This is a genomic window from Streptomyces sp. NPDC088124 (genome assembly GCF_040685895.1).
Lineage (GTDB): Bacteria > Actinomycetota > Actinomycetes > Streptomycetales > Streptomycetaceae > Streptomyces.
This window is the reverse complement of the sequence record NZ_JBFBJB010000049.1, coordinates 35,800-49,946: the sequence shown is the minus strand read 5'-3', so window position 1 is coordinate 49,946 and position 14,147 is coordinate 35,800. Positions and strand designations below refer to the sequence as shown.

Sequence of the window (14,147 nt, the reverse complement as noted above, 5' to 3'; positions counted from 1 at the left end):
GTCCGGGGGCGCGCCTGCCGTGCCCGGCCCGCCGGTCAGTCCGCGTGGGCCTTCGCGTCCTCGCTCACGGCACTGCCGTCCTCACCGTCCCGCAGGATCCGTGCCTTGAACCGGCAGACGGAACCCGTGGTGCGCTGGCACTCGACGCAGCTGTCGCGCACCGGGACCCGCAGCCCCTCGAACCATCCGGCCCGCAGTTCGAGGCACGGGCACTCGTACCCCTCCAGCGTCCCGGCGGCCCGCAGCATGAGCAGCGGGAAGCTCTTGCCGACGACGGTCTCCCACTCGTCGTCGTCCAGCACCTGCTGGGCGACCTCCGAGCGGCCGTTCGACCCCATCAGCGCCAGCAGGTCGGCGACCTGCGCGGCCAGTTCGGCGGCCGACGGCTCTTCCTTCGAAGGGCGCGACCGGCTGTACCAGGAGGCGACCCGGCGGCCCACGAACCGGACGGCCTCGGCGTTGATCTCGTTCGCCGCCTCCTGCCCGAAGCGGTGCAGCACGCCCTGGTACCAGCGCGCGTCGTGCAGCCACCAGAACTGCTGGATCTCAGCACCGGTCGGCTCGACGGCCTCGTACGCCGGGGCGCCGGCGTCAGGAATGGCTTCCACGGTCAACGGGCTCCTCGCGATCGGATGAATAAAACTAAACGCACGGTCGTTTATATAACATCTCCGAGTCCACCGAAACCCGTCCGGAATACCTCCCTTGCGCCCCTTGCGCTCACCAGGCGCGCGGTGTTTCATAGGGCGGGCATAAACATGCACGATCGTTCGTCCATCCAGCGCGGCGCACCTCACCGGCCGCCGCGGTCCCCACACGGAAGGAATCCACGGATGACGGCCACCCCATCCCCGTCGCCCGTCGACGAGGCGGCGGGCGCTCCGCCCGGCGACACGGCGGGCAAGGCCGCACGGCTCGCTCTGCTGGCCGCGTCCGGTGCCGCCTTCCTCTCGATCCTCGACACCACGATCGTCAACATCGCCTTCGCGGATCTGCAGGAGAGCTTCCCGGACGCGTCGCTGCCCAACCTGACCTGGGTCATCACCGGGTACGCCGTGGTCTTCGCCGCGCTGCTCGCGGTGGCCGGCCGGATCGCGGACGTCATCGGACAGCGGCGGCTGTTCCTCTGGTCCACCTCCCTGTTCGTCCTCGCCTCCGTGGTGAGCGGACTCGCGCCCAACCTGAACACACTGATCGCCGCCCGTGCCCTGCAGGGCGTCGCCGCCGCCGGGATGACACCGTCGGCCCTCGGGCTGGTACTGACACACACCCCGCCCGCCCGGCGGGCCGTCGCGGTGGGCGTGTGGGGCGCGATCGGCAGCATGGCCGCCGCCGTGGGTCCCAGCCTCGGCGGGCTGCTGGTCGACGTGTGGGGCTGGCGCAGTGTGTTTCTGATCAATCTGCCCATCGGGCTCGCCATCGTCCTGGTCGGCGCCCTCGGCCTGGCCACCGACCCGCCGAGCGGACGCACACTGCCCGACCCGGTGGGTACGGTGTGCCTCGGCCTCGGTCTGGGCGGCGTCGTCTTCGGTGTGACCCAGGGCAGCGACTGGGGCTGGGGCAGCGGGTCGGTACTCGGCCTGCTGATCGGTGGGGCCGTGCTGAGCGCCGTGGCCCTGCTGCTCTCCCTGCGGCACCCCTCGCCCGCGGTCGAGTGGCAGCTCTGGCGCAGCCGGCCGTTCGCGGCGACCAATGTGACCGTGCTGTTCTTCGGCGCCGCGATGTACGCGTATCTGCTCAGCACCCTGCTGTTCCTCAACGCCGTCTGGGGCTACTCGGAGCTGAAGGCCGGACTCGCGGTCTCGCCCGGGGCCTTCAGCGCGGCGGCGGGCGCCGTGGTCGTCGGCCGGCGCGTCGGGCCGGCCAAACAGTGGGCGGCCGCGCTGGCCGGCGCCGTACTGTTCGCCGGATCCTGCGCGGCGATGTTCTTCCTGCTCGACGACGAGCGCCACTACCTCTCGCTGTGGCTGCCGATCGGCATCGTCGCGGGCGCGGGCATCGGCATGGCGCTCACCGGGATCTCCAACGCGGCGGCGGGCTCCCTGCCGGAGGACCGCTTCGCCTCCGGTACGGGGCTGCTGATGACGGCCCGTCAGGTAGGCGGGGCGTTCGGTATCGCCGCGCTCGCCGCGATCCTGGCCCGGCACAGCGTGCTGGCGGACACCGGCTACCTCCAGGTCTTCCTGGCCTGCGCGGCGGGCTCCGCGGTCGCCGCCGTGGCGGCGGTGGGCATCCGCGGCCGCGCCGCCTGAACAGCCCTCCGGCGTCGCCCGCCCCGCACAGGGACGGCGAGCGGGGGACGCGGAAACAGACAGATCCGACACGCGAGTGAAAGAACATGAAGGGTAGCGAGACCTGTGCCTCCACGCCTGTCCGACCGATCCGCCGAGCGCGCCGAATCGGCACTGCTGTACGAGCTCCAGCCCGTGGTGGAGGCCAACCTCCACCGGCACCTCGGGGTGGCCAAGGAGTGGTTCCCGCACGAGTACGTGCCGTGGAGCCGGGCGCGCGACTTCGAGGGCCCACTGGGAGGCGAGGCCTGGACCGAGGAGGAGGCGACGCTCCCCGAGGTGGCCCGTACCTCCCTCATCGTCAACCTGCTGACCGAGGACAATCTGCCCGGCTACCACTTCGCCATCGCGCAGTTCGGCAAGGACGGCGCCTGGGGCACCTGGGTCAACCGCTGGACCGCCGAGGAGGCCCGTCACGGCATCGCGCTGCGCGACTACCTCCTCGCCACCAGGGCGGTCGACCCGCGCGCCCTCGAACGGGCCAGGATGGTCCACATGTCGGCCGGGTACGACCGGCCCGACGGCTTCAGCGCGCTCCACGCCATCACCTACGCGGCGTTCCAGGAACTGGCCACCCGGATCTCGCACCGCAACACGGGCCGGGTCAGCACCGATCCGGTGTGCGACGCGCTGCTGGCCCGGATCGCCGCCGACGAGAACCTGCACATGGTCTTCTACCGCTCTCTCGTCGACGCCGCGTTCGAACTGGCCCCGGACACCACGATGCGCGCCGTCGCCGATGTCGTCACCGGCTTCGAGATGCCCGGCTCCACCATCAAGGACTTCGGCCGGAAGTCCGCGCAGATCGCCCTCGCGGGCATCTACGACCTGCGGCTCCACCACGACAGTGTGCTGATGCCGATCCTGCGCACCCTGCGGGTCTTCGAACGCGAGGGGTTCGGCCCCGAGGGCGAGGCCGCCCGCGAGGAACTCGCCGCCTTCACCGGCCGGCTGGACACCAAGGCGACGGCCTTCACGGACCGGCGCGCCGCCATCAGGGCCGCACGCGCCAAGCAGGCGGCCGCGGCGGCCGGCTGAGCGGCCCCGGCGCGGCCGCCCCGACCCGGTCCGCCCCGACGCCGCCGCCGCGCGGCCGGACTCCGCCTCCCGTCCGGCCGCGCGGCACACCGGCCGAAGCGGTTCGACCGAGCACGCGCAGCCGTCTGGGGCGCGCAGCACACCGGCCCTGACGGCTGTTGACGTCACACGCGGCCGGCGTACTCGTAACCGGCGTCGTCGAGCGCCTTGGCGATCAGGTCGTCCTCGACCACGCCACCGGTGGTGACGGTGACCAGACCGGTGCCGATCTCGGTCTCGACCGAGAGCACTCCGTCGACCCCGGCGATCGCCCGGGTGACCACACCCTGGCAGTGGGCGCTGCCCACTCCGTTGACCTGGTGGACAACGGTCCGGCTCTCCGTGGCGGCCGTGGCGGCCTTGGGCTCCGCCGCCGAACCGGTGTGGCAGCTTCCCTCGGGTGTACAGCACGACGACGACATGGGTTTCCTCCTGAAGGCATTCATACCCCTGAGGGGTATCTCTAGGTCGCCTCCATGTATACCCCCATGCCGTATTTCCTCACAAGGGTCGGCCGCCCCCGGATTCCCGCGAACCGGCGCGGACGCGGGCGGACCCGATGACCCGTCAGCCGACGACGTCATGGAACGGCTGGGCGGCCTCCCCCACGTGCGGCCAGACCGAGAACCGGCGCAGCCCGTAGAGCAGGGGCGGCTGCCGCCCCACCGTGCGCACCGCCGAGACCTCGCCCAGGACCACGGCGTGGTCGCCGACGACCTGCTCGCCGACGACGGAGCAGTCCGCGACGGCGCGGGCGTCCTCGGTCAGATGCGGTCCCGCGGTGCCGGCGCCGCCCCGCCAGTTGACGCGGTCGAACCGGTCGGGCGCGCCGGACGCGAACAGTTCGGCGGTCCGGCGGCCCTGCGCGTGCAGCAGGTTGAGGGCGAAGGACCCGCTGCTCCGTACCGCTTTCAGGGTGTGGCTCGCGGTTCCCAGACACACCAGCACGACGGGTGGATCCAGGGAGACACCGCACAGGGAGGTGCAGGTCATCCCCCACGGTGAGCCGTCCTCGGCGTACGCGGTGACCACACCGACCCCACTGGGGAAGCTCGCCATGAGCGGCCGGATGTCCGCGCCGTGATCACGCGCGGGGCAGGGGTGCTCCGGGGGCCGGAGGGACGGGGAAGGAGCGGGCACGGACAGGACGGACGGAGAACGGGCGGGCACGGGCTCCTGGCTCACGGCGAGTGACCTCCTGACGTCGGCGGGCCGGTGTACGGGCGGGCGCGGGGAGCGTCGGGCGCCGCCCGGGCGGCCGGGGCCCGCGCCGCCGCCCGGGTCTCACCTCATGTCAGCCGCGCCCGCAGGACCGACTCGCTGTCGGGGAAGTTCGACCAGCCGGTGGCCTCCATATCCACCTGCGCGAACAGGTCCTGGTACTCCTCGTACGACCGGAGACGGGCCCCCAGCAGGGCGAACATGTACAGGTCGAGCTGCTGGGGGTAGTGCGTGCGGTCGTTCTCGCTCGGCATCATTCCCACCACGACCAACTGGCTGTCCGCGCGCATCGCGGTGCGCACCGTCCGCAGGATGCGCAGCGAGTCCTCGTCGTTCCAGTTCCCGATCACCCGGGAGAGCAGGTAGACGTCCGCGTCCCCGGGAATCGGGTCGAAGAAGCTGCCCGGCAGCAGCGTGACCCGGTCCTCCACGCCGGCGGCGGCGAACGTCTTGCGCGCGTTGCCCACGACGTGCGGCAGATCGACCAGGGTGCCCCGCAGGGTCGGGTACCGCTTGAGCACGGCCGCCAGCATGGTGCCGCGACCACCGCCGACATCCACCACATGGCGGACCCCGGAGAAGTCGAATCCGGCCAGCAGGTTGTCCACGGCGGCGGAGGACTGCATCGCCCTGTCGAACAGGGTCGCGAACTCCTGGTTCGACGCCATGTACTCGAAGAAGGTCGAGCCGTGGGAGACGGCGAAGCTGGGCCCGCCCGTACGGGCCGTGTGGAGGGAGTCCGACCAGGTGCGGCTGAACTCGTCCCGGCAGGTCAGGGAGCACATGGCCTTGATGCTGTGCGGGTCGTCGGCCCGCAGCACCTGGCCCAGCTCGGTCAGTTCGAAGCTCCTGCGGGACGGCTCGGCCAGCACGCCGGCCGCGCAGGCCGCCCGCAGGAACGGCAGCAGGCCCTCGGGGTCGGCGTTCACCTCCTTGGCGAGTTCCACGTGCGAACGCGGGGTCTCCAGGACATCGGGTACGCCCAGATCGCACAGGACCGAGATGGCGTGCGACAGCAGGCCCGCGGTCATCAGCTCCCGGACGCGCAGTACGGCCGGAACGGGCTCGACGGGAATCTGCGAGGTCACTGTGTTCTCTCCTTCAGCACGGTGGCTATCCCGGAAACGGTCAGACGGTCATTGATGTACAGCTGCCGGATGGACATGTTGACGGCGAACTGTTCGCGCAGTTCGGCGATGACGCGCATGAGCAGCAGGGACTCACCGCCGAGTTCGAAGAAGTTGTCGTCCACTCCGATGTCGTCGAGGCCCAGTGCCGTGCGCCAGATCTCGGCCACGCGCCGTTCCACGTCGTTGCGCGGCTCGGCGTACCGGGTGCCGAGCGGAGGACGTGCCCGCCCGTTGTCCGGGGACGGAAGGCTCCGGTCGTCCGCCTCCGGTGGTACGGGGACGGTGGCACCCGAATCGGGCACGCGCCGCTCCGCCGTCGTGCCGGGGACGGTGACCGTGACGGTGAGGACGGGGTGGCCGCCGGTGCCCAGGGCGACCGCCAGGGCCGCGGCACCCCGGCGGACAGCGGCCTCGGCCGGGTCGCCGTCCGCCTGCCCGGCCCCCGCGGGCCGGTGCCGCCAGCGCACCAGCCGCCAGGGCAGCCCCTCGGCCGCCGCCGCCTCCACACACGCCTCGGCGAAGGAACTGAGCAGGGCGCGCTCGACCGACGGCCGGTCCTCCGGCGGATCGATGAACACGACGGCGCTGAACGGCTCGTTGGCGCGCCGCTGCCACAGCCCGGTCAGCCACGCCAGGGTCTCCGACGCGTCGGAGCCCGCCACGGGGCCGAGCGAGCGGAGCAGACCGGGGCGGTCGCCGTCGGCCGCGACGACCGACTCGCTGACGGTGACCGCGCCGTCGAAGGCGGCGGACAGGTAGGACGCGTAGGGCAGCGCGGGCATCCGCAGCCCGCCGGGGACGACCCAGGCGCGCGGCAGCGACGCCAGGCCGGCCGGTGTCCCCGTCACCTCCGCGGGGCCGGCGACCCATCGGCGCCCGCCCCGGTAGGCCACCGTCACGGGGGGCTCGGCGGCCCGCAGTTCGCCGAGGAGCAGCGGCCACAGGGCGTCGTCGGTGTCCGGGGAGAACGGGGCGTCGAGATCGACGGCGGTGGCGACGGCCCGGGCGCCTTTCTCGCGCCAGTGGCCGACCAGGCCGTGGACCAGCCGGTGCTCCGGCGAGGAGTGCGGGCCCGTGAGGGCGAAGGCGCTGTGGCCGACCACGACGACCCTCGGCGGCCTGACTCCTTCGCCGAGTTCGGTGAGCAGGGCGTCGATGAACCGTCCCGACTCGGTGACCTGCCGCAGCGGTCCTGGTTCACCTCCCGCCGAGCCGAGGTCGAGCACCTGGACCCCGGCGTCGTCGGCTCCCCCGGGCCACAGGCTCTCGCGGAGGGCGCGCACGTCGTCCGCGGACGCCGGGTCGATCTGGTACGAGCCGGTCCCCGAGGTGCCGAATCCGTCCGCGAAACGGATCGTCACGCACCGTGCGCCGTCCGCGTCGAGGAGCCCGGCGGGCGGGTCCTGGAGCCCGGAGCGTCCCAGGACGACGAGGACGGTGTCCGAGGGCGTCCCGGGCTCCGCGCCGACCGGCGGCCGGGGCAGCCCGGAACCGCTCCAGACGCACGAGGTGAGCGACACCTCGTCGGCCCGCTCCGGCGGGGGCGGCGCCGACCGGTCCATCCGCTCCACCCAGAAGCGCCGGCGCTGGAACGGATACCCGGGCAGCGGAACGGTCCGTCCGGGGCGGCCTTCCCGTACGGCCTCCCAGTCGACCTCCACACCGTGTGTCCACAGCCGCGCCACCGCGTTGAGCAGCACCCGGTCGTCGGACTCCTCGGCGTAGGCGTGCCGGATGCCGGTGGCGGTGACCACGGAGTCCCCGAGTGTGTACTGGGCCAGTTTGGCCAGTCCCCCGCTGGGCCCCGCTTCGAGCAGGACCGGCGGACGGTCCGTCGGCAGTGCCTCCAGGCAGGCCCGGAACCGTACGGTGCCCCGGGTGTGCCGGACCCAGTACTCGGGGTCGCGGGCCTGTTCGGGGGTGAGCGGCTCACCGGTGAGGCCGGACAGGACGGGAAGGGTCGGCTCGCGCAGCGTCACCCGGCCGAGCAGCTCGCGGAATTCGTCCAGTACCGGGTCGAGCGCCTCGGAGTGGGCGGCCCCGGGGATGCGCAGCCGGTGCTGGTCGATGCCCTTCTCCGTCAGGTTCTTCTCCAGTTCGAGAATGGCCGCGGGGACACCGGAGACCGTGCACATGCCGGGGGCGTTGACAGCCGCCAGGGAGGTGCCCGGGAGGAGGTGGCCGACGATGTCCGCCTCGTCCAGCAGGACGCTGAGCGTCATCCCGCCGGCCTCCCGCATCAGCCGCTCCCGTTCCATGACGAGCGGGAGGGCCTCCTCCAGATCCATCACCCCGGCGACGCAGGCGGCGGTGTATTCGCCGAGGCTGTGCCCGATCATGACGGAAGGGCGGATTCCCCAGGAGGCGAGCAGGGCCGTCAGGGACCACTCGGTGGCGACGATCGCCGCGTACCGGCCCCGGGGCACGTCGATGTTCTCCCGGCTGGGAGCGGTGTCGCCCGGAGGGTAGAGCGCCTCGAACAGGTCCAGCCCGCAGGCCGATTCGAGGATCCGCGCGCAGCGGTCCATCTCGCGCCGGTAGACCGGATGGATCCGGTGGAGCCGCTGTCCCATGCGCTGGTACTGCGAGCCGCCGCCGGGGTACATGAAGGCGACGTCGCGCGGGGCTCCGCCGGCCTCGCCGTAGGCGCCGGCCGTGGCGTTCCCGAGGGCCTCGGCGAGTTCGGCGGTGCCGCTCGCGACGAGTGCCCGCCGGGCCCTCAGGGGGCGGCGGCCCCGCTGCAGGGTGTGTGCGATGTCGGCGACATCGGTGCCGGGGTCCTGGGAGATCCGCTCACGGAGCTGTTCGCCGAGGTCGTTGAGGGCGCCGGGGGTGGCCGCCGAGAGGAGGACCACTTCGGGCCGGCCCTGCGGCTCGGGCGGGGTACGCGGCGGTGCCTCGGCGAGCACGACATGCGCGTTGGTGCCGCCGACGCCGAACGAACTCACGCCCGCCAGCCGGGGGGTGGCGGACCGCGGCCAGGCGCGCGCCGTGCCGGCGACCACGAACGGGGAGGCCGCGAAGTCGATCAGCTCGTTCGGTCCGGCGTAGTGGAGCGTCGCCGGGATCAGCTCGTTCTCCAGCGCCAGTACGGTCTTGATCAGACCGGCGATCCCGGCCGCGGCGTCGAGGTGCCCGAGGTTGGACTTGACCGATCCGAGCGCGCAGAACCCCGTCCGGTCCGTGCTCGACGCGAACGCCTTCGTCAGCGCGCTCACTTCGATCGGGTCGCCCACCGGGGTGGCGGTGCCGTGGCCCTCGACGTAGCTGATGGCGTCGGCGCTCACCCCGGCCATCGCCTGGGCCGCCACGATGACGTCCCGCTGGCCCTGAACGCTGGGCGCGGTGAAGCCGATCTTCCTGGCTCCGTCGTTGTTGACCGCCGATCCCTTGATGACGGCGTGGATGTGATCGCCGTCGGCGACGGCGTCGGCCAGGCGCTTCAACAGGATGACACCGACCCCGTCACCGGGAGACATGCCGGCCGCGTCGGAGGAGTAGGGGCGGCAGTGCCCGTCCGGGGAGAAGGGGCCGTCCGGTACGTACTGGTAGCCGAGTCCCGCGGCGGGGTTGACGGTCGCGCCGCCCGCCAGGGCCAGGTCGCACTGGTGGTTCAGCAGGTCCTGGCAGGCCAGGTGCACCGCGACCAGGGAGGTGGAGCAGGCGGTCTGCACGGCCACGCTCGGACCGGTCAGGTTGAGCAGATACGAGACCCGCGTGGCGAGCGCGCTGGTGGCGTTGGCCACCGAGCCGATGAAACCGTCGACGGACCCGGGCCGGACGGCGAGCGCCGGATAGACGTGGTCGAGGTAGTACTGGCTGGTGGAGGCTCCGGCGTAGACGCCGACCGTGCCCTCCTGGTCGCCGGGGACGAACCCGGCCTGTTCCAGCAGGTGGTAGGCGCATTCGATGAAGATCCGGTGCTGCGGGTCGAGCAGTTCGGCCTCGGCGGGCTGGATGCCGAAGAACTCCGCGTCGAAGAGGTCCGCGCCCTCCAGCGTGCACGCGACCCTGACGTGGTTCGGGTCGTTCAGCTTGCCCGGGGCGCCCCCGGCGGCGAGGAAGTCGCTGTCGGCGACCGGGCGGATGGCGTCCCGCCCGCTGCTCAGCAGCGCCCAGAAGTCCCGCAGCGAGGGCGCGTCCGGGAACCTTCCGTCCATGGCGATCACCGCGATGTCGCAGTCGCCTTCGCCGGTGTCCGGGCCGGTGCCGGGGTCCGGGCCGGTGCCGGCGACCGGTCCGATGTCGGCGCTCATGTCGTCTCCCTCGCGTTGTCCGCTCGGCCGCGTCCGGCCCGGATGCGTCGCTGCCGGGCGGCACGGTCCCGGACGCGTCTCAGCTCCCGTGCCTCCTCGTCGCCGGCGGCCGGGCCCCGCTCCAGGAAGCGGGCCACCGACGCGACGGTGGGGTTCTCGAACAGGGCGACGACGGAGACGTCGTACCCCAGCGTCCGGTGGATCTCGTTCTGCACCTTCACGACCAGGAGGGAGTGCCCGCCCAGATCGAAGAAGTTCTCCTCGGCGCCCACCTGTGCGACGCCGAGGGTGCGGGCCCAGATGTCGGCGATCGACCGCTGGAGCGCGCCCGTCGGCGGCGCCACGGCCGCGGTGTCGCGCGGTGCCTCGGAGATCGGGGCGGCTGCCAGGGCCGTCCGGTCGAGCTTGCCCGAGCTGCGCAGGGGCAGCTCGTCCAGGAGGACGACGGTGGGCGGAACCATGGCGGACGGGAGTCGCTCGCCCAGCCAGGTCCGCAGTTCGTCCGGGGTGACCGCGGCCTCCCGCGCGGCGACGAAGGCCACGAGCCGGACGCCCCTGGGGCCCTCGTCCCGGGTGATGACGGCGGCCTGCCGTACCTCGGGGTGGGCGGTGAGCTTGGCCTCGATCTCCTCCAGTTCGACGCGCCTGCCGTTGATCTTGACCTGGTTGTCCGTCCTGCCGACGAACTCGATCTGCCCGTCCGCGCGGTAGCGGGCGAGATCGCCGGTCCGGTAGAGCCGCTCGCCGGTCCGGAACGGGTCGCGCACGAACAGTTCGGCGGTCCGTTCCGGGTCGTTGAGGTATCCCCGGGCCAGGGGCAGCCCGCCGATGTGGATCTCCCCGGCGACTCCGGCCGGAACAGGGTTCCCGTGGCGGTCCAGCAGATGGATCCGGGTGTTCGGGTTGGGCCTGCCGATGGTGATGTCCCGGACGTGGTCGGCGCTCTCGTAGACCCGGCAGGTGACCCCGACGGTCGCCTCGGCGGGCCCGTAACCGTGGTACATGCGGGCGTCGGACCGCTGCCGGAACCGGGTGTAGAGGTCGGCGGTGAGCACCTCGCCACCGCACCAGACGTGGCGGAGGTGACGCAGCGCGGATTCCGCGTCGTTCCGTTCGACCATCAGATCGAGCATGGAGGAGACCAGGTAGACGAAGGTCACCTCCTGTTCGGCGATCACCGAGAGGAGGTACGAGACGTCCCCCTCCCCGCCCGGTCGGGCGAGGACGAGACGGGCGCCGCTGGTCAGTGGCAGGAAGATCTCGTTGATGGAGATGTCGAAGCTGAGCGGGGCCTTGTGCAGCACGGCGTCCGACGGGGAGAACTTCAGCAGATCGGCTTGCCAGGGAAGGCGGTTGACGATCCCCTGGTGGGTGATCATCGCGCCCTTGGGCACACCGGTGGAACCGGAGGTGTGGATGACGTACGCGACGTCGTCGAGCGCGGTGTCGACCTCGACCGGTTCGCGGCTGTGGCCCGCGATCGTGGCGGCGTCGGCGGTCAGGTCCACGTGCGCGGTCCGCGGGGAGACGGCCGTCAGATCGCTCCGGGTCAGCAGCGTCGCGGTGGTGACGCAGGCGGTGAGGCCGGCCGCCGAGATCAGTTCGCCGGTGCGCAGCGCGGGCCAGGCCGGGTCCAGCGGGACGAAGGCGGCTCCCGCCTTGAGGACCGCCAGCATGGCGACGATGAGTTCCGCCGACCGTTCCAGCAGCACTCCGACGTAGTCGCCGCCGCGGACTCCGTCCGCGATCAGCCGCCGGGCGAGCTGGTTGGCCCGGCCGTCGAGTTCGCGGTAGTCGAGCCGTCGGTCCCCGTCGACGAGAGCGCACGCGTCCGGCCGCAGCCGTACCTGCTCGGCGAAGAGTCCGGGGAGCGTGGTCCTGGGCACGTACTCCGGCCGGTCGGTCGCGTTCCACTCGTGGACGACGCGTGCGTACTCGTGGGCGGGCATCAGCGGCAGTTCGCCGAGGCGCCGCTCGGGGGCGGTGGACACCGCGTCCATCAGGGTGGCCACATGGCCCAGCAGCCGGTCGAGGCTCTCGGCGCCGAAGAGCCGGTCGGATCCCGTGGCGGTCACCGTGAGCCCGTCCGGGCCGGACACGACCTCGACCGCGAGGTCGAAGCGTGTACTGCCGTTGAACACCGGGTATTCCCGCCACTGCTGGCCCGGGAAGACCACATCGGTCGGCAGGGTCTGTCCCCGCTGGGTGAACATCACGTTGAACAGGCCCGCCCCGTCGCGCCGGCGTGGTGGCCGGCCGGCCTCCACCACCTGGTCGAAGGGGACTTCCTGCTGTCCGAAGGCGTCGAGGCACACCCTGCGGACCTCGGCCAGCAGGTCGACGAAGCGGGGATTGTCGCGGGCGGGGATCCGCAGCATGACGGTGTTGCCGAAGTTGCCGATCAGCGGTTCCAGTTCGGGCCGTGACCGGTTCACGGTGACCGTGCCGACAGCGATGTCCTCAGCTCCGGAGTACCGGCCGAGGACGGCGGTCACACAGGCCAGTGTCGTCATGAACAGGGAGGTGCCGGAGTCCTTCGCGAGTGCGGCGATCCCCGCGCTGGTCCGCGGGGACAGCGGTACCCTCCGCCGTACGCCCTCCCCGCGCGGACCGTCCGCCGCGGCCTCGCCCGCGTCCGGCAGGGGGACCGGCGGCGGCCAGGGGGTGAGCGTGCGCCGCCAGTACTCCAGCGAGTCCCCGAAGTACCCGGACGAGGCGCGTTCCTGCTCCCGGCGGGCGAACTGCGCGTACCGCACCCGAGGTGCGGGGGCCGGAGGCCCGGGGGTGTCCGCGCGGTAGTGGGCGGACACCGCGTGGAAGAGCGGAGCCCAGCTCAGATCGTCGACGGCGATGTGATGGACGACGAGGACCAGCACATGCTCGTCGGGGGCCGACGAGATGAGCAGCAGCCGCAGGGGGCAGTCGACGGTCAGGTCGAATGTCTCCCGGCCGAACCGCGCCGCCAGCCGGTCGACCTCGTCCCAGAGGGCGTCGCCGCCGGCGCCCCGGCAGTCACCGTTCGGGATTCCCCCGCAGTCGGCGGTCGCCCAGGGCAGTTCGACCGAGGGAAGGACGAGTTGTACGGGCATGCTGTCGGCGTCGGTGCGGTAGACGGTGCGCAGGATGTCCTGTTCCGCCACGACCGTCTCGAAGGCCCGGCGCAGCCGGTGCGGGTCCAGGTCGCCGCTGATGACGAATCCGGCGCAGATGTTGTACGCGGCGCTCTTCGGATCGCGCTGCTGGGCGAACCACATCCGCCGCTGGGCCGGGGAGAGCGGGTGGGGTCCGGGCCCGAGCGGCGGGAAGTCCTCCGTCGCGGCGGTACCGCTCGTGGGTCCGAAGCCCCGTGCCTCCAAGGTGCGGCGGATACGTTCCTGCCTGGCCGAGGCCGCGGCAGCGGCCGTGTCCGCCGGCCGGCGGGACCCGGCCCCGTCCCCGTTTTCCTCAGTCACCGCTTCCCTCACCTCGCGCCGCCGGGGCAGGGTCGGCCGTCTCCGGGCGGAAGGGACAGCGCCCGAGCTTCTCCGCGTTGTCGTCGAGGAGGAAGTACTGGCGCCACTCCCGGTTGTCCGGGTCGCCGTAACTCCCCAGCTCCGGTGAGGGTTCCTCGCTGTCGAAGGCGCGCAGACGCTTCCGGATCACCCGCCTGGCCGCCGCGCCCCGGGCGGTGTTGGAGTCCAGTTCCTCGAAGACCCAGCGCGGCTGGAAGGTGATCATGAATCCGGGATTCGACCGGCTCGCCCGCCTCTTGTGCGCGGGGGTGTTGCACACGACGAAGATGGGCGTGCCGGCGAAGCTGAACTCCCAGCGGCTGTCGTCGGGGCTCTCGGGTATGCCGGCCGGCCAGGGCCGGGGGTCGTTCTCGTGCAGATACCGCAGGACGTCCCAGAACTTCTGTTGGTAGTGCGCGACGTCGCCGGTCTCCCGGTCAGGGCGGAAGAGAATGATGAGGGAGGTCTCCCTGGCGATCGTCCGGTAGATCTCCAGGTACGACGCGATGATCCCGGGCAGGGCCGCCCAGCTGCGCTCGTCGTTCAGATCGTCGATGAAACCGAACCGCAGCGAGGCCTTCTTTGCCGCGGAGACCGCGAAGGTACAGGGGAATGGCATGGTGGAGGAGGTCAGTTTGCCGATCAACTCCCTCGCGCTGAGCATTCCCCACTCGGGAAGAT

The 14,147-nt window shown here is 72.1% G+C and carries 9 protein-coding genes; 2 read left to right on the top strand and 7 right to left on the bottom strand.

Features of this window, described 5'->3' with window-relative positions:
* Positions 1–35 precede the first annotated feature (35 nt).
* Positions 36–608, bottom strand: a complete 573-nt coding sequence (locus AB0P17_RS32225; protein WP_365816452.1) for a hypothetical protein — start codon at positions 606–608, stop codon at positions 36–38.
* Between the two features lie 225 nt (positions 609–833).
* Between AB0P17_RS32225 and AB0P17_RS32220 the strand changes: the two genes are divergently transcribed.
* Together AB0P17_RS32220 and AB0P17_RS32215 are read left to right on the top strand one after the other, a co-directional pair.
* A complete protein-coding gene (locus tag AB0P17_RS32220) occupies positions 834–2,252 on the top strand; it encodes a DHA2 family efflux MFS transporter permease subunit (RefSeq protein ID WP_365816450.1) in 1,419 nt (472 codons plus the stop codon).
* A gap of 105 nt (positions 2,253–2,357) precedes the next feature.
* Positions 2,358–3,329 carry an acyl-ACP desaturase gene (locus AB0P17_RS32215; protein ID WP_365816448.1) on the top strand — a complete coding sequence of 324 codons (972 nt, stop codon included), beginning with the start codon at positions 2,358–2,360 and terminating at the stop codon, positions 3,327–3,329.
* Between the two features lie 164 nt (positions 3,330–3,493).
* Here the strand turns inward: AB0P17_RS32215 and AB0P17_RS32210 are convergent, their stop codons facing one another.
* The 6 genes from AB0P17_RS32210 to AB0P17_RS32185 form a co-directional block, all read right to left on the bottom strand.
* Positions 3,494–3,790 (bottom strand): heavy-metal-associated domain-containing protein, encoded by a 297-nt coding sequence (locus tag AB0P17_RS32210; protein ID WP_365816446.1) that lies wholly within the window; start codon positions 3,788–3,790, stop codon positions 3,494–3,496.
* 145 nt (positions 3,791–3,935) lie between these two features.
* On the bottom strand, positions 3,936–4,553 hold the full coding sequence (locus AB0P17_RS32205; RefSeq protein ID WP_365816444.1) for a flavin reductase family protein: 618 nt from the start codon (positions 4,551–4,553) through the stop codon (positions 3,936–3,938).
* 104 nt (positions 4,554–4,657) lie between these two features.
* Positions 4,658–5,677: a methyltransferase gene (locus AB0P17_RS32200; RefSeq protein ID WP_365816442.1), complete on the bottom strand. Its 1,020-nt coding sequence runs from the start codon at positions 5,675–5,677 to the stop codon at positions 4,658–4,660.
* A complete protein-coding gene (locus tag AB0P17_RS32195) occupies positions 5,674–9,975 on the bottom strand; it encodes a beta-ketoacyl synthase N-terminal-like domain-containing protein (protein ID WP_365816440.1) in 4,302 nt (1,433 codons plus the stop codon). The genes AB0P17_RS32200 and AB0P17_RS32195 overlap by 4 nt, the downstream gene beginning before the upstream one ends.
* A complete protein-coding gene (locus AB0P17_RS32190) occupies positions 9,972–13,427 on the bottom strand; it encodes an amino acid adenylation domain-containing protein (protein ID WP_365816438.1) in 3,456 nt (1,151 codons plus the stop codon). The genes AB0P17_RS32195 and AB0P17_RS32190 overlap by 4 nt, the downstream gene beginning before the upstream one ends.
* Entirely contained in the window at positions 13,420–14,085 is a 666-nt protein-coding gene (locus AB0P17_RS32185) for a YqcI/YcgG family protein (protein ID WP_365816436.1), read from the bottom strand. Before AB0P17_RS32185 ends, AB0P17_RS32190 begins: the two co-directional genes overlap by 8 nt.
* Positions 14,086–14,147 lie beyond the last annotated feature (62 nt).

What these genes read in the sequence shown, in the direction of transcription:
- AB0P17_RS32220 (WP_365816450.1), top strand. Translation starts at nt 834, where the DNA reads ATGACGGCCACCCCATCCCCGTCGCCCGTCGACGAGGCGGCGGGCGCT.
- AB0P17_RS32210 (WP_365816446.1), bottom strand. Translation starts at nt 3,790, where the DNA reads ATGTCGTCGTCGTGCTGTACACCCGAGGGAAGCTGCCACACCGGTTCG.
- AB0P17_RS32195 (WP_365816440.1), bottom strand. Translation starts at nt 9,975, where the DNA reads ATGAGCGCCGACATCGGACCGGTCGCCGGCACCGGCCCGGACCCCGGC.
- AB0P17_RS32185 (WP_365816436.1), bottom strand. Translation starts at nt 14,085, where the DNA reads ATGCCATTCCCCTGTACCTTCGCGGTCTCCGCGGCAAAGAAGGCCTCG.